This window comes from Patulibacter americanus DSM 16676, assembly GCF_000420025.1.
Taxonomy (GTDB): Bacteria; Actinomycetota; Thermoleophilia; order Solirubrobacterales; family Solirubrobacteraceae; genus Patulibacter; species Patulibacter americanus.
This window is the reverse complement of the sequence record NZ_ATUD01000017.1, coordinates 1-21,095: the sequence shown is the minus strand read 5'-3', so window position 1 is coordinate 21,095 and position 21,095 is coordinate 1. Positions and strand designations below refer to the sequence as shown.

General features: G+C 73.9%; 19 protein-coding genes and 1 riboswitch. Of the genes, 10 read left to right on the top strand and 9 right to left on the bottom strand.

Annotation, left to right across the window (positions count from 1 at the left end; translation table 11 throughout):
- The first annotated feature begins 251 nt into the window (after window positions 1–251).
- Window positions 252–420, top strand: a riboswitch (cyclic di-AMP (ydaO/yuaA leader).
- A 69-nt stretch (window positions 421–489) separates the two neighbouring features.
- Together F593_RS28880 and glpX are read left to right on the top strand one after the other, a co-directional pair.
- On the top strand, window positions 490–1,251 hold the full coding sequence (locus F593_RS28880; protein WP_022930424.1) for a septal ring lytic transglycosylase RlpA family protein: 762 nt from the start codon (window positions 490–492) through the stop codon (window positions 1,249–1,251).
- A 135-nt stretch (window positions 1,252–1,386) separates the two neighbouring features.
- Complete coding sequence (gene glpX / locus F593_RS0119480) at window positions 1,387–2,376, top strand: class II fructose-bisphosphatase (RefSeq protein ID WP_022930423.1); 990 nt, start codon at window positions 1,387–1,389, stop codon at window positions 2,374–2,376.
- Between the two features lie 21 nt (window positions 2,377–2,397).
- Here glpX and F593_RS0119475 read toward each other — a convergent pair whose 3' ends face one another.
- Window positions 2,398–3,201 carry a hypothetical protein gene (locus F593_RS0119475; protein WP_022930422.1) on the bottom strand — a complete coding sequence of 268 codons (804 nt, stop codon included), beginning with the start codon at window positions 3,199–3,201 and terminating at the stop codon, window positions 2,398–2,400.
- Between the two features lie 51 nt (window positions 3,202–3,252).
- The gene (locus F593_RS26855) at window positions 3,253–4,161 is read right to left on the bottom strand and encodes an NAD(P)H-binding protein (RefSeq protein WP_022930421.1); all 909 of its coding nucleotides are present in this window, start codon (window positions 4,159–4,161) and stop codon (window positions 3,253–3,255) included.
- Window positions 4,162–4,300: 139 nt separating this feature from the next.
- Between F593_RS26855 and F593_RS0119465 the strand changes: the two genes are divergently transcribed.
- The 8 genes from F593_RS0119465 to F593_RS0119425 all read left to right on the top strand — a co-directional run bounded on the left by F593_RS0119465 (window position 4,301) and on the right by F593_RS0119425 (window position 13,896).
- The gene (locus F593_RS0119465) at window positions 4,301–5,218 is read left to right on the top strand and encodes an ROK family protein (protein WP_022930420.1); all 918 of its coding nucleotides are present in this window, start codon (window positions 4,301–4,303) and stop codon (window positions 5,216–5,218) included.
- On the top strand, window positions 5,215–6,888 hold the full coding sequence (locus F593_RS26850) for a transaldolase (RefSeq protein WP_022930419.1): 1,674 nt from the start codon (window positions 5,215–5,217) through the stop codon (window positions 6,886–6,888). The genes F593_RS0119465 and F593_RS26850 overlap by 4 nt, the downstream gene beginning before the upstream one ends.
- Window positions 6,888–7,826: a phosphogluconate dehydrogenase (NAD(+)-dependent, decarboxylating) gene (gene gnd, locus F593_RS0119455; protein WP_022930418.1), complete on the top strand. Its 939-nt coding sequence runs from the start codon at window positions 6,888–6,890 to the stop codon at window positions 7,824–7,826. Before F593_RS26850 ends, gnd begins: the two co-directional genes overlap by 1 nt.
- Before the next feature lie 63 nt (window positions 7,827–7,889).
- Complete coding sequence (gene zwf, locus F593_RS0119445; protein WP_022930416.1) at window positions 7,890–9,419, top strand: glucose-6-phosphate dehydrogenase; 1,530 nt, start codon at window positions 7,890–7,892, stop codon at window positions 9,417–9,419.
- Window positions 9,419–10,561 (top strand): glucose-6-phosphate dehydrogenase assembly protein OpcA, encoded by a 1,143-nt coding sequence (locus tag F593_RS0119440; protein WP_022930415.1) that lies wholly within the window; start codon window positions 9,419–9,421, stop codon window positions 10,559–10,561. The genes zwf and F593_RS0119440 overlap by 1 nt, the downstream gene beginning before the upstream one ends.
- Window positions 10,552–12,462 (top strand): glycoside hydrolase family 15 protein, encoded by a 1,911-nt coding sequence (locus F593_RS26845; RefSeq protein WP_051160606.1) that lies wholly within the window; start codon window positions 10,552–10,554, stop codon window positions 12,460–12,462. The genes F593_RS0119440 and F593_RS26845 overlap by 10 nt, the downstream gene beginning before the upstream one ends.
- Before the next feature lie 50 nt (window positions 12,463–12,512).
- The gene (pgl, locus tag F593_RS0119430) at window positions 12,513–13,193 is read left to right on the top strand and encodes a 6-phosphogluconolactonase (RefSeq protein ID WP_169449228.1); all 681 of its coding nucleotides are present in this window, start codon (window positions 12,513–12,515) and stop codon (window positions 13,191–13,193) included.
- 70 nt (window positions 13,194–13,263) lie between these two features.
- Window positions 13,264–13,896: a histidine phosphatase family protein gene (locus F593_RS0119425; RefSeq protein WP_245540832.1), complete on the top strand. Its 633-nt coding sequence runs from the start codon at window positions 13,264–13,266 to the stop codon at window positions 13,894–13,896.
- Between the two features lie 13 nt (window positions 13,897–13,909).
- Here F593_RS0119425 and wecB read toward each other — a convergent pair whose 3' ends face one another.
- The 7 genes from wecB to F593_RS0119390 all read right to left on the bottom strand — a co-directional run bounded on the left by wecB (window position 13,910) and on the right by F593_RS0119390 (window position 20,982).
- Window positions 13,910–15,016 (bottom strand): non-hydrolyzing UDP-N-acetylglucosamine 2-epimerase, encoded by a 1,107-nt coding sequence (gene wecB, locus F593_RS0119420; protein ID WP_022930411.1) that lies wholly within the window; start codon window positions 15,014–15,016, stop codon window positions 13,910–13,912.
- 132 nt (window positions 15,017–15,148) lie between these two features.
- A complete protein-coding gene (locus F593_RS0119415; RefSeq protein WP_022930410.1) occupies window positions 15,149–16,183 on the bottom strand; it encodes a 6-phosphofructokinase in 1,035 nt (344 codons plus the stop codon).
- 101 nt (window positions 16,184–16,284) lie between these two features.
- A complete protein-coding gene (locus F593_RS0119410; RefSeq protein ID WP_022930409.1) occupies window positions 16,285–16,923 on the bottom strand; it encodes a hypothetical protein in 639 nt (212 codons plus the stop codon).
- 243 nt (window positions 16,924–17,166) lie between these two features.
- Window positions 17,167–18,321: an acetyl-CoA C-acyltransferase gene (locus tag F593_RS0119405; protein WP_022930408.1), complete on the bottom strand. Its 1,155-nt coding sequence runs from the start codon at window positions 18,319–18,321 to the stop codon at window positions 17,167–17,169.
- Window positions 18,322–18,520: 199 nt separating this feature from the next.
- Window positions 18,521–19,147: a metallopeptidase family protein gene (locus F593_RS28875; RefSeq protein WP_022930407.1), complete on the bottom strand. Its 627-nt coding sequence runs from the start codon at window positions 19,145–19,147 to the stop codon at window positions 18,521–18,523.
- Window positions 19,148–19,191: 44 nt separating this feature from the next.
- Entirely contained in the window at window positions 19,192–20,349 is a 1,158-nt protein-coding gene (locus F593_RS0119395; protein ID WP_022930406.1) for an acyl-CoA dehydrogenase family protein, read from the bottom strand.
- A 198-nt stretch (window positions 20,350–20,547) separates the two neighbouring features.
- Complete coding sequence (locus F593_RS0119390) at window positions 20,548–20,982, bottom strand: Fur family transcriptional regulator (RefSeq protein ID WP_022930405.1); 435 nt, start codon at window positions 20,980–20,982, stop codon at window positions 20,548–20,550.
- Window positions 20,983–21,095: the final 113 nt, after the last annotated feature.

The following is a 21,095-nucleotide window of genomic DNA, read 5'->3' as shown; positions in this document are numbered from 1 at the left end:
CCCGGCCGGGCGCCCGCCCGCCACGCCACCCGTCGTGCCGCCCACCACGCCACCCGTCGTGCCCCGCCACGCCACCCGTCGTGCCCCGCCACGCCACCCGTCGTGCCGCCCGCCACGCCCCCCGCCACGCCGCCCGCCACGCCTCCCGTCGCGCCGCCTCGCCGTCGACCGGCCCGCCCTCACCCCTCCTCCGAGCCCCCGTCGGCACGCGGGTTCCACCCCGCGTTATGACCCCCGGCGAACGTCTGCCATACTCCTCGTCGCCGAGTCCGGACCGACCTGATCGATCCGGAACGGGGGACCCACCGCGACCCGCCTGAGAAGGCCGGTCGTCGGGGCGAATCGGACCGGTTGTGGTCCGTAGCGCACTCGTTCAGCGCGAGCCCGACAGCTCACCCCGTAGGCACGGAACGAGACCAACTGGATGACGTGACCGCACACTTGACCGTGCGTCGCACGGCCGCTCTCGGCCTGCTGACGCTTCTCGCCATGCCCGCTGCCGCCCGTGCGGCGGACGCCCCGACCGGTGGCGTCGCCCCGCCCGCCGCGGCCGCCCCCGCGGCGCCGCCCGCCGCCGACCCCGCGCCCGTCGCCGAGGCCGGCGCTCCGACGACCGCGAGCGCCGAGCTCGCCGGTGCCGGCACCTGGACGGCGTCGCCGTCGTCCAAGCCCGGGCGCCCCGTCAAGGTCGCCGGGACGTTCCGGGCCGACCTCGCCGGCCGCACGGTGCAGGTCCAGCGACGCACGCCCGGCGGTCGCTGGGCGCGCGCGCTGACCACGAAGGTCCGCAGCACCGGCAGCTTCTCCTCCACCTGGAAGACGAGCGCCGCCCGGGTCCACGAGCTGCGCGTCGTGCTCGACGACGAGAAGGCCGCGAAGGCCGGCTCCCGCACCGCCGCCGCGACCTCCGAGACCGTGACGATCGCCGTCCTCGGCCGCGCGAAGGCCACCTGGTACGGCCCGGGCTTCTACGGCCGGAAGACCGCCTGCGGCCTGAAGCTGCAGAAGGACACGGTCGGCATCGCGCACCGCACCCTGCCGTGTGGCACGCAGGTCGAGGTCCGGATGGGCGGCCGCTCCGTGGTCGCGCCCGTGATCGACCGCGGCCCGTTCGCCAACGGCGCCTCGCTCGACCTGACGAAGAACGTGGCGGACGAGGTCGGACTCGACGGCGTCGGCGCCGTCACCTTCCTGCAGCGCGACGACCTCCCGCGGCTCAAGACGCCGGGCAACGCCCCGGCGATGCGCTGAGCCGCAGCCCGCGCCGCGCGGCATCCGCGCGGCGCGCGCCCTCGGGCGGCGCGCCATAAGCTCCCGGCCACGCATCGCCCCGGCCCGCGCAGGCGCGCCGAGCGTGCCTCGTCCAACTCCCGAGCATCCGAGAGCATGACCACCACGCCTGACCGCACCCTCGCCATGGAGCTCGTCCGCACGACGGAGGCGGCCGCGCTCGCGGCGTCCCGTCTCGCCGGACGCGGCGACAAGATCGCCGCCGACCAGGCCGCCGTCGACGGCATGCGCCACGTCCTCGAGACCGTGGCGATGGACGGCGTCGTCGTCATCGGCGAGGGCGAGAAGGACGAGGCGCCGATGCTCTACAACGGCGAGAGCGTCGGCAACGGCGAGGGCCCCCAGGTCGACATCGCCGTCGACCCGCTCGAGGGCACGACGCTGACCGCCAAGGGCCAGCCCAACGCCCTCGCCGTCATCGCGATCGCGCCGCGCGGGTCGATGTTCGACCCGGGACCCTGCGTCTACATGGAGAAGCTCGCCGGCGACCGCGACATCGCCGACCTCCTGGACCTCGACCGCCCGGTCACCGAGACGATCGGCCTCATCGCCGAGCGGCGCAAGAAGGACGTCTCCGAGGTCCTGACCGTCGTCCTGGACCGGCCCCGCCACGAGCAGCAGATCGACGCGATCCGCAGCGCGGGCGGCAAGGTCCGCCTGATCTCCGACGGCGACGTCGCCGGCTCGCTGCTGGCGTGCATGGAGGAGTCCGCCGTGGACCTCCTGTGGGGCATCGGGGGCACGCCGGAGGGCGTTATCTCCGCCGCCGCCATCAAGTGCCTGGGCGGCGCGATCGTCGGCCGCCTCTACCCGCGCAACGCCGCGGAGCGCAAGGCCGCCATCGCCGGCGGATACGACCTCGACGCCCAGCTCACGCAGGACACCCTGGTCAACGCGGACCAGTGCCTGTTCTCCGCCACCGGCGTGACGGACGGCGAGCTGCTGCAGGGCGTCCGCCGGCTGCCCGGCGGCGGCGCGACGACGGAGTCCGTCGTCATGCGCGCCGGCTCCGACACGATCCGCCGCGTGAACGCGCGCCACCGCCGCCTGAAGCTCGTCGACATGCCGGGCTACGGCATCTCGTAGGACGCAGCGCCCGCGGCGCGCTCAGCCGAGCGGGCCGCGCGGCTCGCCGAGGACCTCGGGGTCGCCCTCGTCGCTCAGCTCGCGGGTGCCCGTCTGCGGGATCTTCTCCGGCGGGGCCTCGCCACTGCCCTGGAACACGCGGGCGAAGCGGCCGATCTTGGACGGCGCCAGGTCCGCCGACGCGAGCGAGCGGATGAAGCCGTAGGCCAGGAGCACGTGGTAGCGCGACTGGGTCTGCTTGTAGATCCAGTAGGCGATGCCCGACGACATCGTGGGGTAGAAGCCCGAGACCTCGAGCTCGACGTACGCCCGGCTCATCGGGTCGCCGTCCTCGCCCACGCCGTCGCGGCGGTGGACCTCGATCTCGAGGTAGCCGCGGCCCCGGCCCTTGCGCGAGATCAGCAGGCCGCGGTCGATGGGCCAGCGCACGACGCCGAGCCGCTCGCCGAACTCGTACTCCGGCTCCTTGAACCCGAGCAGCGGGAGCCGCTTGGAGAGGAAGCAGACGTAGCGGCCGCGCGCGTCGTAGTGCACGCGCACGAGGCCGAGCGAGAACTTCTCCATGTAGAGCCAGTAGGAGCGCGCGAGGCGCTCGAGGTGCTCCGTCGTCCAGATCTCGTCGAGCCGCTCCGTGGGCGTCGTGATCGACGCCGTCTGGATGGAGTAGACGGAGCCCGTGCCCGTGTCGAGGCCCGTGTGGTTGACGAGCGCGCCGATGCGGATCCGGTCGTGCCGCTCCTGCGCCTTCAGGCGCGCGCGCATGATCCGGAGGGCCAGCGGCAGGGTCACCATCATCACGACGGCGATCAGCGGGGCGAACGGCATCGCGCCCTAGTCAAGCACTCGCGGAGGGCGCCGGGGCGCGGGCCGCGCCGCTCAGGAGCCCGCGAGGGCCTCGCGCGCCGCGGCGTCGAAGCCCAGCGGGGCGTCGTTCACGCCCGCGGGCGGGGGCTCGCGCACGATCATCTCGGCGCGCAGGCCGTCGACGAGGGGGCGCACGAGCGGGTACTCCACGCCGCCGAACAGGCTGACCCAGAGGGACGAGAGCTTCGGGGTCATGAACGGCACGGGGACCATCGGCGGGCGGCGGCGGCCGAGCGCGTCGGCGGTCCGCAGCATCATCTCGCGGTAGGTCAGGACCTCGGCGCCGCCGAGCTGCACCTCGTCCGGCACGCCGTCGACCTCGGACAGCGCACGTAGCGCGGAGACGACGTCGCGGGCGGCGATGGGCTGGCTCGAGGTGCCGACCCACTCCGGGCAGATCATCACGGGCAGCCGGCTGACGAGGTGCTTGAGGATCACGAACGACTGGCTGTCGGACGCGATCACCATCGCCGCGCGGGCGTGGACGGGCTCGGGCACGTGGGCGGCGAGGATCTTCGCGACCTCGGCCCGGCTCTGCAGGTGGTGGGACTGCTCCTCGCCCCGGCCGCCGAGACCGCCGAGGTAGATCACCCGGCGCACGCCCGCCCGGCCGGCGGCGGCGCCGAACGCGTGGGCGCCGCGCCGGTCCAGCTCGGCGAAGTCGCCCTTGTTCCCACGGCCCATGGCGTGGATGAGGTAGTAGGCCACGTCGACGCCCTCGAACGCGGCGTCCATGCCCTCCCCCGCGAAGACGTCACCACGGACGGTCTCGACCGCGCTGGGCAGCGACGCCTTGGCCGGGTCCCGGACGAGCGCGCGCACGGGCGCGTCACGCTCGAGCAGGGCGGGGAGCAGGCGGCCGCCGATGGCGCCCGTCGCACCGGTCAGCAGGATCCGCTCGGGAGCCGTCGTCTCGACCATCACCGCAGACTACGCAGCGCCCGGGCGGGCGGTTGCGTCCGATGCGACGGCCCGCGTGCGCCGTCCGTCCAGCCCGATCGTCCCGGATGTTCACGTGCGGCCACCAAGGAGCGGCGGCCGATGTGCGAACCTCGCCGGGATGGATCGCACGTCCCGGACAGCGGGAGTGGACGTCGGAGGCACCAAGGTCGCAGTCGGCCTCCTCGACGGAACCACCCTGACCCCTCACCAACTCGAGCCCACGGAGCTCGACGAGCCGGAGGCGTTGCTGAGTCAGATCGCCCGCCTCGTCGGCACGCTCGGTCCCGTGGACTCCGTCGGGGTCGGGGTCCCCTCCGTCGTCCGGATCTCGGACGGCCGGGTCATGAGCTCGGCCAACATCGACGCGTTCCGCGACGTCGCGCTGCGCGACGAGCTCGCCCAGCGCCTCGGCGTCCCCGTGCACGTCGACAACGACGCCAACCTCGCGGCGCTCTCCGAGGCCTGGGACGACGACCTGCACCTGCTGCACGAGTCGCTCGTGTGCATCACGGTCGGCACCGGCATCGGCGGCGGCGCGGTCCTCGGCGGCCGTCCCCTGCACGGCTCGCACACCTCGGCCTTCGAGCTCGGCCACCTCATCGTCGCCGCGGACCTGCTCGACGGCGCGCCCGCGCCCGTCGACGCCCCGCATCCCGCGTCGCTGGAGTACTGGGCCAGCGGCCGCGCGCTCGACCGCCTGGCGCGCGACCGCGGCTACGCCGACGGCCCCGCCATCACCGACGCCGCCGAGGCCGGCGAGGACGCCGCCGTCGACGCGCTGCGGATCCTGGGCGAGCGCCTCGGCGTCGGCATCGCGTCCGTCGTGACGCTGCTGGAGCCGGAGGCCGTCGTGATCGGCGGCGGCGTCTCCCGCGCCGGCGAGCTGCTCGTCGGCCCGGCGCGGGAGACCGCGAAGCGCTTGTTGTTGCCCGGTCTGGGAATCCAGACCGAGATCCGCGTCGCCCAGCACGGCCCCCAGGCGGGCCTCCGTGGCGCCGCACTGTTGGCCCGAATCGAGGAGAGCACCCCCGCATGAGCAGTCCCCCCGTCCTGCGTTGGCGCCTGAGCGACGAGCACGAGCAGGCCGTCCAGGCCCTCGTACGCCGCGCGGAGGAGGAGCGCGTCCCCGAACGCCTCTGGGAACGCGACGACACGCTCTGGGGGCCCGCGGGCCAGCCCGAGGTCGCGAACCGGCTCGGCTGGCTCGACGCCCCGGACCACGGGCTGGAGCAGCAGTCGCGGCTCGAGACCCTCGCCTCCGAGGTGGCCGCGGACGGCTACACCGACGTCGTGCTCGTCGGCATGGGCGGCTCCTCGCTCGCCCCCGAGGTCATCTGGGAGTGGAGCGGCGGCCAGGGCGACCACCTGCGCCTGCGGATGCTCGACTCGACCGACCCCGACGCGATCGCCACCGTCGAGGCGGCGACGGAGCCCGAGCGCACGCTCGTCCTCGTATCGACGAAGTCCGGCGGCACGCTCGAGACCGTGTCGCTCTTCCGGCACTTCTGGGAGCGCAACCCGGACGGCAAGGCGTTCGTCGCCGTGACCGACCCGGGCTCCGGGCTCGAGACGATGGCCAAGGCCCACGGGTTCCGCGCCATCCTCCACGGCGATCCGGAGATCGGCGGCCGCTACAGCGCCCTCTCTCCCTTCGGCACGGTCCCCGCCGCGCTCGTCGGCGCCGACCTCGGCACGCTGCTCCACGGCGGCAAGCGCGCGCTCGAGGCCTCCCGCGGCCCCGTCGCCGACAACGCTCCCGTCCGCCTGGGCGCCGCGATCACCGCGCTGGCGCAGGCCGGCCGGGACAAGCTGACGCTGAAGGTGCAGGACCCCCGCCTGGCGTCCTTCGGCCTCTGGCTCGAGCAGCTCGTCGCGGAGTCGACGGGCAAGCACGGCGTCGGCGTGGTCCCCGTCGTGGACGATCCCGCCGCCGACGCGAGCGCGCTGAAGACGGTCGGCTCCGACCGGCAGTTGCTCGTGCTGCGCGGCTCGGCCGACGACCCGGCGCTCGAGGACGAGCTCGCCGAGGCGGCCGCCGCCGGCGTGCCGATCCTCGAGCTCGTGCTCGACGGCGAGGAGGCGCTCGGCGCCGCGTTCACCGCGACCGAGGTGGCCGTCGCCGTCGTCGGCTGGGGCCTCGGCATCAACCCGTTCGACCAGCCCGACGTGCAGGCCGCCAAGGACGCCACGCAGGCCGTCCTGACCGAGGTCCAGGGCGGCGGGAAGATCGAGGGGGCGCCCGAGCTCGAGCCGGAGGACGTCGTGCGCTTCGTCGACGGCCTCGCCGCCCCGGGGTACCTGGCGATCCTCGCCTACCTGCCCCCGAGCGCGAACGCCGCCGCGACGATCGGCCGCCTGCGGGCCGCCATCGCCGCGAAGACGGACGCCGCGATCACCACGGGCTTCGGCCCCCGCTACCTGCACTCCACGGGGCAGCTCCACAAGGGCGGCCAGCCCGTCGGGCGCTACCTGATCCTGGAGCACGACCCGCGGGCCGAGCGCACCATCCCGGCCCCCGCGAAGGACGGCGAGGAGGGTGGCCCCGCCAACCCGACCACGTCCTTCCGCACGCTGTTCCACGCCCAGTCGCAGGGCGACTACCGCACGCTGTCCGCGCACGACCGGCCCGTCCTGCGGGTCAACCTGGGCAGCGACTGGCTCGAGCGCCTCGAGGCGCTCGTCACCGCAATCGAGGAGGACCACTGATGCAGATCGCCTTCGTCGGACTCGGCAAGATGGGCGGCAACATGGTCCGCCGCCTGCGCCGCGACGACCACGACGTCGTCGCCTACGACCGCGACCTGGCCCTGACCCAGGCCCTGGCCGAGGAGACCGGCGCCCGCGCCGTCGACTCGCTCGAGGCGCTCGTCGCCGCCATGGACGGCCCGCGCCACGTGTGGGTCATGGTGCCCCACGGCGTGCCGACGATCTCCACCGTCCACGAGCTCGGTCAGCTGATGGACGAGGGCGACGTGATCGTCGACGGCGGCAACAGCCGCTGGAGCGACGACGCCGCCCGCAGCTCCGAGCTGGCGCAGAAGGGCATCCACTACCTCGACGTCGGCACCTCCGGCGGCGTGTGGGGCCTGGACGTCGGCTACTGCATGATGGTCGGCGGCCCCGCCGAGGCCGTCGAGACCCTCTCCCCCGTGCTGGACTCGCTCGCGCCGGAGACGAGCGAGAGCTCGCGCCACGTCATCGGCGAGCGGGGCTGGGAGCACGTCGGCGAGTCGGGCTCGGGCCACTTCGTGAAGATGGTCCACAACGGCATCGAGTACGGGATGATGCAGGCGTTCGCGGAGGGCTTCGCGCTCCTGCACAAGAACAACCCCGAGCTCGACCTCGCCCGCGTCGCGCACCTCTGGGAGCAGGGCTCCGTCGTGCGCTCCTGGCTCAACGAGCTCTCCGCCCGTGCCTTCGAGGAGGAGGGCACGGGTCTCGACGCCCTGCAGCCGTGGGTCGACGACTCCGGCGAGGGCCGCTGGACCATCGAGGCCGCCCTGGACCACAACGTCCCGGTGCCCGCCATCACGGCGTCGCTCTTCGCCCGCTTCGGCTCCCGCGGCGAGGACGACTACGAGAGCAAGGTGCTGGCGGCGCTGCGCAACCAGTTCGGCGGTCACGCCGTCAAGCGCAACGCCTGACCGGCCGACCACCCCAAGACCCCCAAGACCCCGAAGACCGACCCCTCCGCGGACCGGACACCCATGAGCCCCGACAGCAGCACCACCATCGAAGACAACCCCCTCGGCGAGGGACTCGACCAGCTGCCGCCGCCGTCCTCGGTCCTGGTGATCTTCGGGGCGACGGGCGACCTGGCGCGGCGCAAGCTGCTGCCGGCGCTCTACAACCTGGCGCACGACGGGGCGCTCCCGGAGCGCTTCGCGTTCGTCGGCGTGGCGCGCAGCGAGCTGACGGACGAGGAGTACCGCCAGGACGTCCGCGAGGCGATCACGAAGTTCTCGCGACGCCCCGCGGACCCGACGGTGCTCGACGCGTTCCTCGAGAACGTCGGGTACGTCACGGGCGGGTTCGAGGAGGACGACGCCTACGTCGCCCTCAAGCCGCGCCTGGACGCGCTGGACCTCGACGCGGGACAGGCGCTCAACCGCGCGTTCTACCTCTCGACCGCCCCCCGGTTCTTCGGCCCGATCGTCGAGCAGCTCGGCGCCCACGGACTGTCGGACCGCGAGGAGTCCGACGTGCGGGTCGTCATCGAGAAGCCGTTCGGCACCACGAAGGCCGAGGCGCACCAGCTCAACCGGCGCGTGCTCGACGTGCTCCGCGAGGAGCAGGTCTTCCGCATCGACCACTACCTGGGCAAGGAGACCGTCCAGAACCTGCTGGCGCTGCGCTTCGCCAACGGGCTGTTCGAGCCGATCTGGAACCGCAACCACATCGCGTCCGTGCAGATCACGGCGGGCGAGTCCGTGGGCCTCGAGGGCCGCGCCGGGTACTACGACACCGCCGGCGCGCTGCGCGACCTCGTCCAGAACCACCTGCTGCAGCTCCTCTGCCACCTGGCGATGGAGCCGCCGACGGACTTCACCGCGGACGACCTGCGCACGGAGAAGGTCAAGATCCTCCGGGCGATCAACCCGATCGACCCGGATCGGATCGAGGAGGTCGCCGTCCGCGGCCGCTACGGCCCGGGTGCCATCGCCGGCGAGGAGGTCCCGGGTTACCTCGAGGAGCCCGACGTCCCGGCGGACTCCGTCACGGAGACGTTCGTCGCGCTGCGGCTCGAGGTCGACACGTGGCGCTGGGCCGGCGTCCCGTTCTACATCCGCACGGGCAAGCGCGTCTCGCGCAAGCTCACGGAGATCGCGGTCACGCTCAAGCCCGTCCCGCACATGGCCTTCCAGGGCAGCGCGGTCGAGCCGAACCAGATCGTCTTCTCCATCCAGCCCGACGAGCACGTGTCGATCAAGATGGCCGCGAAGGTGCCGGGCTCCGGCATGCACCTGCGCCCCGTGACGCTCGACTTCTCCTACGGCACGGCGTTCCTCTCGACCTCGCCCGAGGCCTACGAGCGCCTGATCACCGACGCGCTGCGCGGCGACGCGACGCTCTTCACGCGCGCCGACGAGGTCGAGGCGCAGTGGGCCGTGATGGACCCCATCATGCAGGGCTGGGCCCGCTCGTCGGCGCCGCCGGACGAGTACCCGGCCGGCTCGGACGGCCCGAAGACGCAGCGCCGCATCCTGATGCCGGGCGACCGCTGGCGGGCGATCTGATGTCCGGGGACCACACGGATCGGCCGCCGGCCGGCGAGCCCGGTCCCGGCGCGGTCCTCGACACGGACGCCCTGATCGTGGAGCACACGGTCTGGCAGCAGGACGACGTCGACCCCGCCGCCGTCGAGCAGGCCATGCGCGCCCTGGAGCGCGAGCGGTTCCAGCGCCGCTCCGGCGGCCTGCAGGCCCGCGCGCTCAACCTCGTGGCGATCGTCGACGCCGACTACGCCGGCGAGATCGCCCGGCGGCTCGAGGGCATCGGCCGCAACGCCCCGTCCCGCACGATCCTGATCCGCGTCCACCCCAAGCGCAAGGGCCTGAGCGCCCGCGTGACCGTGGCGACGCAGGGCGACGGCGCGGCCGAGGCGGCCAACGAGCTCGTGATGCTCGACGTCGCCGAGCGCCACCTGACCCGCCTGGAGTCGATCATCGACCCCATGGTGATGACGGACGTGCCGACGCTCGTGTGGGCCCCGCACGGCCACGGCGCCGCGCTGGAGTCCCTCGGCGAGATCGCCCAGACGGTGATGCTCGACACCACGGACGCGGCGGACATCGCGACCGGGTTCGACGAGGCCGCGGGGCTCATCGACCCGCGGGGCCTGCAGGTCGTCGACCTCGCGTGGCTGCGCGCCACGCCGTGGCGCCTGCGACTCGCCGCCCACTACGAGCCCGCGCACCGCCGCGCGGGCCTGTGGTCCATCCGCGACGTCCACGTGCAGCATCACCCCGGCTCCGAGGCCGCCGCGTGGCTCTTCCTCGGCTGGCTCGGCAACCGCCTGAACTGGCGCTGCGAGGGCTTCCGCGTGCTCGACGCGGCCGGCCACGACGTCGGCCTGCGGCTGACCCCCGTCGACGTGGGCGTGCAGGGCCTCGCCGGCACCGCGGTGTCCTCCCGCGACGGCTCGGCGTTCGCGCTGGGCCGCAACCCCGGTGGGCTCCGCGCCCGCCGCCTCGACGTCCAGGGCGACCAGAGCGGCCCGGGCGCCGGCGAGCCGGCCGTCGAGCGCCAGTGGACCGTCCTCGGCGCCTCGCGCGGCGAGGCGGGCGTGCTCGGCCGCGCCCTGCGCCGTACCCTCGTTCCGGACGACGGCTACGTCGGCGCCCTCGACACCGCCCGGAGACTGCTCTCGTGCACTTGAGCCCCGTGGAACGCCCGCACCAGAACTCCCCCTTCCCGCCGATCGCGGACTACGCGTTCCTCTCGGACTGCGAGAGCAATGCGCTCATCGGTCCGTCGGGCGGCGTGGAGTGGATGTGCCTGCCCCGGCACGACTCCCCGTCCGTGTTCGGCGCGATCCTCGACCGCGACGCCGGCCAGTTCCGCGTGGCGCCCGTCGGCCAGGCCGTCCCGGCGGGTCGGCGCTACCTGCCGGGGACGATGATCCTCGAGACGACCTGGGGCACCCGCACGGGCTGGGTCGTCGTCCGCGACGCGCTGCTCGTCGGTCCCTGGCACCACGAGGGCGAGCGCTCCGAGACGCACCGCCGCTCCCCCACGGACGACGACGCCGACCACGTGCTGCTGCGGACCATCCGCTGCGTGAACGGCTACGTCGAGATGTACATGGAGTGCGAGCCGGTCTTCGACTACGGCCAGCGCCACGGCACCTGGTCCTACGGCTCCGAGGGCTACGGGATCGGGAAGATCAAGGACCCGGGCGGCGAGACCGAGCTCACGCTGACCACGGACCTGCGCCTGGGCTTCGAGGCCCAGCGCGCCCGCGCCCGCACCACCGTCCGTGCCGGCGACACGCACTTCATCGCCCTCTCGTGGTCCAACCACGGCGCGCCGCAGACCTACGAGGACGCGCACGCCCGGCTGAACTACACCGCCGACTTCTGGCACGAGTGGCTCTCGCACGGCGAGTTCCCCGACCACCCGTGGCGGACGCACCTGCAGCGCTCGGCGATCACGCTGAAGGGCCTGACGTTCGCCCCCACCGGCGCCATGCTCGCCGCCGCGACGACCTCGCTGCCCGAGACGCCGCAGGGCGAGCGCAACTGGGACTACCGCTACTCGTGGATCCGCGACTCCACGTTCATGCTGTGGGGCCTCTACACCCTGGGCTTCGACGAAGAGGCCAACGACTTCTTCTACTTCATCCAGGACGTCGCCCGGGGCGAGCAGCCACTGCAGGTGATGTACGGCATCGGCGGGGAGCGCGAGCTCGAGGAGTTCGAGCTCGACCACCTCGAGGGCTACGACGGCGCGCGGCCCGTGCGCATCGGCAACGGCGCGTACCGCCAGAACCAGCACGACGTCTGGGGCGCGATGCTGGACTCGATCTACCTGCACACGCGCTCGCGCGACCAGCTGCCCGAGTCGATCTGGCCGATCCTGAAGAAGCAGGTCGACGAGGCGATCGCGCACTGGCGCGAGAAGGACGCCGGCATCTGGGAGGTCCGCGGCGAGCTGCAGCACTTCACCTCGTCCAAGGTCATGTGCTGGGTCGCGCTGGACCGCGGCGCCCGGCTGGCCGAGCTGCGCGGCGAGCACGAGATCGCGGTGGGCTGGCAGAAGATCGCGGACGAGATCCACGCCGACATCTGCGAGCACGGCATCGACGAGCGCGGCGTGTTCTGCCAGCACTACGACACGGACGCGCTCGACGCCTCCCTGCTGATGATGCCGCTCGTGCGGTTCCTCCCCCCGGACGATCCGCGGATCCGCGCCACGGTGCTGGCGATCGCGGACGAGCTGACGGAGGAGGGCCTCGTCCTGCGCTACAAGGTCGAGGAGACCGACGACGGCCTCTCGGGCGAGGAGGGCACGTTCACGATCTGCTCCTTCTGGCTCGTCTCCGCCCTGGTCGAGATCGGCGAGGTCGAGCGCGGCCGCGAGCTGTGCGAGCGCCTGCTGTCCTTCGCCTCGAGCCTGCAGCTCTACGCGGAGGAGCTCGACCCCCGCACGGGCCGGCACCTCGGCAACTTCCCGCAGGCCTTCACCCACCTGGCCCTGATCAACGCCGTCATGCACGTCATCCGCGCCTCCGAGCCCACCGGCCCGTTCGGCCCCACCCCGCCCTCGGTGCAGCCGTGAACGGTCCGCAGAGCACCCAGCCCCCGCGCGAGCGGCCTCGGATCGTCGCCGTGGCCGACGCCGCCGCGGCCGCAGAGCTGGCGGCGCGCACCCTGGCCGACGCCGTGGCCGAGACCCGCTCCGGCGGCGCCGACCGCGTCCGCGTGGCGCTCTCGGGCGGCACCACGCCGGTCAAGGCGTACGAGCAGCTCGGTCCCCTCGTGGAGGACTGGCCCGCGGTCGACGTCTTCCTGGCCGACGAGCGCTGCGTGCCCTACGACAGCCCGGACAGCAACGCCCGGCTCGTCGACGAGGCGCTCGGCGCCGACCGCGGCCACGTCCTGCACCGCCTCTCGGAGCGCGGCTCCGCCGGCGAGCGGGCGCGCTCCTACGCCGCGGCGCTCGGTGAGGACCCGCTCGACGTCGTGCTGCTCGGCATGGGCGAGGACGGCCACACCGCGTCGCTCTTCCCCGGCCACCCGGCGCTCGAGGCCGACGGCGTCACCGTCGGCGTGCTCGACTCGCCCAAGCCGCCGCCGGAGCGCGTGACGCTCACCCTGCCGGCGCTGCAGGCCGCGCGCCGGCTCGTGCTGCTCGTGACGGGCGCCGGCAAGGCCGAGGCGCTCGCGCGCACCCTCGCGGTGCCCGGCGTCGACGCTCCCGCGAGCCTGCTGCCCGCGGACCGGCTCCTGATCATCGCGGACGAGGCGGCGCTGACCGACGCCCGCGCCGCCGGATCGGTCCCCGCGTGACCCCGGACGACGTGGCGGGTCCGAGCGTGAGCCCGCGCGGCGCGGCGGTCCCGTCGTGACCCCGGACGGCGTGTCCGCCCACCGGGCCGGGCCGGACGGGATGGCGCCGCCCGCCGAGGGCGAGACGCGGCTGTGGCTCGCGCGCCACGGCGAGACGGAGTGGTCGCGCACCGGCAGGCACACGGGCCGCACCGACATCCCGCTGACCGACCGCGGACGGGAGCAGGCGGGCAAGCTCGGCGACCGCCTGCGCGCCGAGCGGTTCGTGGCCATCCGCTCCTCCCCCCTGTCCCGCGCTCGCGAGACCCTGGAGATCGCGCGACCCGGCGAGCCCTACGAGCTCGACGACGACCTGCGGGAGCGCGACTACGGCGTTGCGGAGGGCATCACGACCGCCGAGCTGCGCGAGGAGCAGCCCGGCTGGAACTCGTGGACCACCCCCACGCAGGACGCGGAGACGATCGACGAGGTCGGCGCCCGCGTCGACGGCGCGATCGCCCGGGCCCGTGCGGCCGGCGACGCCCACGGCGGCGGCGACGTCCTCGTCGTCGCCCACGGCCACCTGCTGCGGATCCTGGCGGCCCGCTGGCTCGAGCAGCCCGCCGCCTTCGGCGCCCAGCTCGTGCTCGGCACGGCGGCCTACTCCGTGCTGGGCTCGGAGCGCGAGCGCCCGGCGCTCGTGCGCTGGAACGTCGGCGGCTGACGCCGCCGGGTCCTCAGCGCGGGGGCGCAGCCAGCCCGCGCTCCAGGGCCTGCACGACCCGCTCGCCCGCGCGGCCGTCGCCGAAGACGTCGGGGTGCTCGCGCGGCACCGGCACCGCGAGCGCGGCCACCGCGGCCTCGGCGTCGAGGTCCACGAGGGCGTTCCAGCCCGTCTGGACGGTCTCGCCCCACTCCGTCGTGTCGCGCAACGTCACGCAGCGGATCCCCGCGAGGTAGGCCTCCTTCTGCACGCCGCCCGAGTCGGTCAGCACCGACTCCGCGCCGACGAGCAGGGTGGCGAAGTCCAGCGGGCCCGCCGGCTCGACGAGCCGCACGCCCGGGGCGCCGCGCAGGCGCTCGTCCAGGCCGTGCTCGGTCAACCGGGCCGCGGTGCGCGGGTGCAGCGGCAGGACGAGCGGGCGCTCCGGCGCGGCCACCGCCAGCAGCACGTCGACCAGCGCGGCCAGGCGGTCCGGGTCGTCGACGTTGCCGGCGCGGTGGGCGGTCGCCAGCACGTAGCCGCCGGGCCGCAGGTCCCGCGCGGCGAGCCACTCCCCCGCGCGTTCCCGGGCCTTCGGGTGCACGAGCAGCGTCACGTCCGTCATCACGTCACCGACGTCGACGACCCGCTCCCCCAGACCCTCGCGCTCGAGGTTGCGCTCCGCAGTGGCGGTCGGGACGAGCAGGAGCTGCGCGAGGTGGTCGGTGACGACGCGGTTGCGCTCCTCCGGCATCCGGCGGTCGAAGGAGCGCATGCCGGCCTCGACGTGCGCGATCGGCACCCCGAGGTCGGCGGCGACGAGCGCGGCGGCCAGGGTGGTGTTCGTGTCGCCGTAGACGAGCACCCCGTCGACGGGACCGTCGTCCAGCGCGCCCCGCAGCAGCCCTTCGAGCTCGACGAGCATGCGCGAGGTCTGGGCGAGGTTCGTCCCCCCGCCGAGCCGCAGCTCGTGGTCGGGCGCCGGCAGGTCGAGCTCGCGGAAGAAGACGGCCGAGAGCGCGTCGTCGTGGTGCTGCCCCGTGTGGATCAGCACCTCGTCGTGGTGCTCCCGCAGGCGGCGCGAGACCGCGGCGGCCTTGACGAACTGGGGGCGGTTGCCCACGACGGTGACGATCCGCATCGCGGCGGATCGTCGCAGGTGGTCCGGCGCGGGGCCCTGGTCGTCGCTCCCCGGAGCCGGGCGATCCTGTGGCGCATCCGGGGGCGGCACAAGCCGCGCCCCGGCGCCCGTGCCGCCCGGACGGCGTCCGGCCTAGAAGAACGTCGTCGCGAGCTCGAGCAGGCGCAGGTCGACGCCCTTGACGCCGACGACCTCGGCGAGCGGGATCGGCACGATCTCGCTGCCGCGCAGGGCGACCATGGTGCCGTAGTGCTCGGCCATGACGGCCTCGGCGGCCGCGACGCCGTAGCGGGTGGCCAGCACGCGGTCCGTGGCGGTCGGGGTGCCGCCGCGTTGGATGTGGCCGAGGACGACGACGCGGGTCTCGTAGCCCGTCGCGGCCTCGAGCTCCTGCGCCAGCGCCGCCCCGATCCCGCCGAGGCGCTCGTAGCCGTACTCGTCGGTGGTCTCGTTCGCGCGGACCTTCTTGCTCGACCCGTCCTCGAACGCCAGCCGCGCGCCCTCCGAGACGACGATGATCGAGAAATCCTTGCCGCGGTCGTGGCGCTGGCGGATGGTGGAGGCGATCTGCTCCACCGGGATGTCGACCTCGGGCACGAGGATGCCGTCGGCGCCGCCGGCGATCCCCGCCGTCACCGCGATCCAGCCGGCGTTGCGGCCCATGACCTCGACGACCATCACGCGGTCGTGGCTCTGCGCCGTCGAGTGCAACCGGTCGATCGCCTCCGTCGCGACGTGGACGGCGGTGTCGAAGCCGAACGTGCGGTCCGTGCCGACGATGTCGTTGTCGATCGTCTTCGGCACCCCGACGACGGGCAGGCCGAGCTGGGCGTGGAGCTCGCGGGTGATCTCCATGGTGTGCTCGCCGCCGATGGCGATGACCGCGTCGACGTCGCAGCGCTCCATCGCGGCGCGGACGAGCGCCGGGCCGTCGTCGTGGCGGAACGGGTCGTAGCTCGACGTCGACAGGATCGTGCCGCCCATCGGCAGCAGGCCGGAGAGCGCCTCGTGGTCGAGCGAGCGGTGCTCCTGGTGGGCCAGGCCGCGGTAGCCGCGCAGCAGCCCGACGGGCTCGTGCCCCTCGCGGAGCAGCTTGCGGCCCGCGGCGCGGATCACCGCATTCAGTCCCGGGCAGTCGCCGCCGGCGGTCAGGATCCCTACGCGCATGGGGCGAGCCTACGGTCGCGTGCGGCGGGCCGGGGAGGACGCCGTACGACGGACCCGCCGGACGGCGGGACGTGACCGCCGTCGGCCGGACGCTCCGCGCCCTAGACCGGAGTGCCCGGGTCGGGCGCACTGCCGGGGTCGACGCGCACCCAGTCGTCGATGCGCGCGGGCCCGTCCCCGGTCTTCACGTGGATGGCGACGGACACGGCGGAGCCCTCGCCGTCGCACGACCCGGCGCCCGCCTTCGCCGTCAGGCGCATGCTGAGGACGACGTAGCCGCCGGCCGCGCCGCCGATCTCGATCGGCAGCGCCCCGCAGGGCAGGCCGGCGGCGGCGGCGACCCGGGCGGTGCGGTTGCGCAGCACGAGGATGGCGCCGTTGACGTACCGGGTCCCGTCGGCCATGAGCGCCGCCGCGCCGACGTCGTCGCCGCGCCGCACCCGCGCGAACCACTCCTCGGCGACCCGACGCGCGGCCGGATCGGCGGCCCCCTCGGCCCGCCGCGGCACCTGCTCGAGCGCCGGGAGCCCACCGCGGGGCCCGTGCCCAGGCGGCATCGCCCCGGGCCCGGGAGGCGCTGTCTCCGGGGCCGTCGGCGCGGTGGTCGCCGGCGGGGCGGCCGTCACCGAGGCGGACTCGCCCGACGGCGCGTCGGAGCCACAGCCGGCGAGCAGCGCGCCGGCCACGAGGAACGGGGCGAGGCCGACCGCACGCGGGCGGCCCAGGGAACGAAGGGTCATCTGCCCCTTCCAACGCCGCGGACCGACCACCGGATGCGGCCGGCGTCCCGCCAGGGCCGATGCGGCACCGCCACGCGCAGACAGTGCGGCGGTCGCGGTCGACCGGCGTACGCCCGACGACTGAGCCTCGTCGCCACCCGCCGCGCCCCGGTCGGGCGCGGATGGCGGACGGGGGTGGGAGCGATCCGGCGAACCCCGGACGCAGCGCCGGCCGACGACCACTGCCGGCGCCCGACCCCAGCCTCAGATTCGCTCGATGAGCGCGGCCATGCCCATGCCGCCGGCCACGCACATCGACTCGATGCCGTAGCGGCCGTTCTTGGCCTCGAGGCCGTTGATGAGCGTCGTCATGATGCGCGCGCCGGTCATGCCGAACGGGTGGCCGAGGGCGATCGCGCCGCCGAAGGGGTTGAGCTGCTCGTCCGCGATGCCGAGCTCCTGCTTGCAGGGGACGATCTGGGCGGCGAAGGCCTCGTTGATCTCGACGATGTCGATGTCCTCGATCGTCTTGCCCGTGGCGGCCAGGAGCTTCTGGATCGCGGGGATCGGGCCGACGCCCATGACCTCGGGGCGGACGCCCGCGACGGAGGTGGCGATGATGCGGGCGCGCGGCGTGAGGCCGAGCTTCTCCGCCTTCGTGGCGCTCATGATCAGCGTGGCGGCGCCGCCGTCGTTGAGCGGGCAGGCGTTGCCGGCGGTGACCGTGCCGTTCTCCGGGTCGAAGACGGGCTTGAGCTGCGCGAGCTTCTCGACGGTGGTGCCGGGGCGCGGGCCGTCGTCCTTCGACACGACGGTGCCGTCGGCGAGCGTGACGGGGACGATCTCCTTGTCGAAGTGGCCCGACTCCTGGGCCGCGACGGCGCGCTGCTGCGACGTGGCGGCCCACTCGTCCTGCGCCTCGCGGGAGACCCCCCACTCCTTCGCGACGTTCTCGGCGGTGAGGCCCATCGGCAGGTAGACGTTGCAGATCGAGCCCTCCGAGCCGTTGAGCTGCGGGTGGAACTCCCACTGGCCGCCCTGGACGGTGCGGGAGACGGCCTCGACGCCGGCGGCGATGTACTGGTCGCCCTCGCCCGCGGCGATGGCGTGGAACGCCGTGCGGATCGTGTGCAGCGAGGACGCGCAGAAGCGGTTGGTCGTGACGCCCGGGACCTCGAAGGGCAGGCCTGCCAGGAGCGCGGCGTTGCGGGCGATGTTGTAGCTCTGCTCGCCCTCGCCCGACGCGGCACCCATCAGGACGTCGACGGTCTCGGACCAGTCGACGCCGGGGTTGCGCTCCATGAGCGCCTTGATCGGCAGGGCGGCGAGGTCGTCCGCCCGGACGTCCTTCAGCGAGCCCTTGACGGCGCGGCCGATCGGGGTGCGGACAGCATCGACGATGACGACTTCGGAAGACACGGCGACTCCTCGGGGTGGTGCGGTCGTGTCGCATGTTACCCACTAGATTGACTGGTCAGTCAATGAATTCGCCACGGCCGTCCGGCGCGGACCCGCGGCAGGCCGCCGCGGAAGGGGTCCGTTCGCTGCCCTGCGTGGAGGACGACGGCAGGGCCGACGACGGCAGGGCGGACGGTGTTGCCCCGCGCCGCCCGGCGGCCTACAGCCCGAGGTCGCGCACGCCGAGCTCGTCGAAGCCCACGTGGTGGGCGAGCTCGTGGCGGACGGTGATCGTGACCTGCTCGCGCAGCAGGTCCGGGTCGTGCCCGAAGTCGCGCCGCAGGGTGTCGCGGAAGATCATGATCCGGTCGGAGTGGTCGTCACGCGTGGCGCCGTCGCCCATGTACAGGCCGTAGGCGCCGTGCCGGCGGCCGAGGTCGGAGATGACGACGGCGACGTTCGTGTCGAGCACGCCCAGCAGCAGGTCCGGGAGGTCGTCGAGGGCGTCGCGGACGAGCTTCTCGAAGTCGTGGTCGTCGAACGGGTCGCGGGCGAGGAACTCACCCTCGTCCGGGTCGACGGCCAAGCCCTGCTCGGCCAGGAACTCCGAGCGGGCCACGACGCGCTCGAAGTCGTCGTCCGACGCGGGCTCCTGGTAGTCCGAGAGCTTGCTCACGATGAGCGCCAGAACGCCGAGGATCACGCCGAGCACGGTGCCGATGACGCCGAGCTGCTGGATCACCCGGACCGTGCTGTCGCCGACCCAGTCTCCGACGAGGAGGTACCCGAGCGTCGAGGCCAGGCAGATCCCGGCGAGCGCCACGACGATCGGCGTGCGACTGGTCATGCGCCCAGCGTACGCGACCGCCGCGACCGGCAGGCCAGGACGGGCTATCGGAGCATGGAGCGCGAGACGATCATGCGCTGGATCTCGTTCGCGCCCTCGTAGATCTGGGTGATCTTCGCGTCGCGCATGAACCGCTCCATGGGGTAGTCCTTCACGTAGCCGTAGCCGCCGAGGATCTGGAGCATGTCGACGGTGACGTCCATCGCGGTGTCGGACGCGAACAGCTTGGCCATCGACGTCCACTTGCCGAGGTCCTCCGGCTTGGGGTCGCGGTCGGCCATCGCGCAGGCCTTGTAGAGCAGCTCGCGGGCCGCGGCCGTTCGGGTCTCGGCGTCGGCGAGCTTCCACTGCAGGCCCTGGAACGTCGCGATCGGCTGCCCGAACGCGATCCGGCCCTTCGCGTAGTCGCGGGCGTAGTCGATGGCGCCCTGGGCGATCCCGACGGCCTGGGCCGCCGCACCGAGCCGCGTGCGCTCGAGGGTGCCGAGCGCGACACGCATCCCGCGGCCGACCTCGCCGACGACGTTGGCCTGCGGCACGCGGACGTCGTCGAACGTCGGGGAGCCCGTGGGCGAGCCCTTGATGCCGAGCTTGTGCTCCAGCGGACCCCAGGAGAGGCCGGGCCGGTCCTTCTCCACGACGAACGCGGTGACGCGCCCGGCGGCGATGTCCGTCTTGGCGAAGACGACGTAGAAGTCGGCGATCGACGTGTTCGTGATCCAGTTCTTTCCGCCGTTGATGACCCATTCGTCGCCGTCGAGGACGGCGTGGGTCTTCATCGCGGAGGGGTCCGAGCCGGCCTCGGGCTCCGACAGCGCGAAGGCGGGAGACCACTCGCCCGTGGCGATCTTCGGCAGGAACCGCCCCTTGAGCTCCTCCGAGCCGAACAGGCGGATCGGTAGCGAGCCGAGCTCCTGCACCATCAGCATGAGCGCGGAGGACGCGTCGACCTTCGCGATCTCCTCCACCGCCATCTGCAGCATGAGCGTCCCCATGTGCGCGCCGCCGTACTCCTCCGGCACCGCGAGGCCCATGATGTCCTGCTCCGACAGGAGCTTGCGGACGTCCCACGGGTACTCGCCCGTGGCGTCGATCTCGGCCGCCCGCGGAGCGATCCGCTCCTGCGCGATCTGCCGGACGAGGTCGCGGAACTCGGCGAACTCCTCCGGGATGTCGTAGAGGCCGGCGGTCGGAACGGACATGCCATCGATCCTACGACTGCGCCCCGGAGGGCGGGCGGCGCCGGGGGGATCAGCGTGCCGGGCCGCGCGGGGTGCGGGCACGGCGTCCCCCAGGACCGACGGGGGCCGAACGCCCGATTCGGGGGCGACCGGCGCGAGCGTCCGTGTCGTCGTTTGCCACCGTGGAGGTGGTCGACGACTACACGGACGCCGCGCGGCTCAGCCGAGACAGGAGACGCAGAGGCCGGTCACGACGACCGTCGCGGCCTCGACCTGGTGCCCGGCGGACTCCGCGGCACGGCGGGCGGCCGCGCGGCCGGCGCTCGTGTCGAGGTCGTACAGCTGCCCGCAGCGGACGCACGTGAAGTGGTCGTGCGGGGACGGATCGGTGTCGTACCGTGCGGCGCCGGGGGCGGCGACGCGACGCACGACGCCCAGCTCCGCGAACAGCTCGAGCGTCGAGTAGACCGTGGGCAGCGCCAGGCCGGGAAGCTCGGTCGCCGCCTCGCGCAGCAGCGCCTCGGCCGTCACGTGGCGCGGGCTCCCGGCGACCAGGCGGTGCAGCGCCAGGCGCTGAGGCGTGACCCGCAGGCCCGCACCGCGAAGGCGCGCGACCAGACGGGCGTCCACTTCGGCGGGGGCGACGGGCGACATACACGGGAATTCTAGGGAGCCGCGGCCGGCAGGGCGCAGTGGCCGCCCCGCCGTTGCGGTTCGCCGCGCCGCACGTCCTGCGGTACGCCGTCCGCGACCGCCGGCCACGGCTC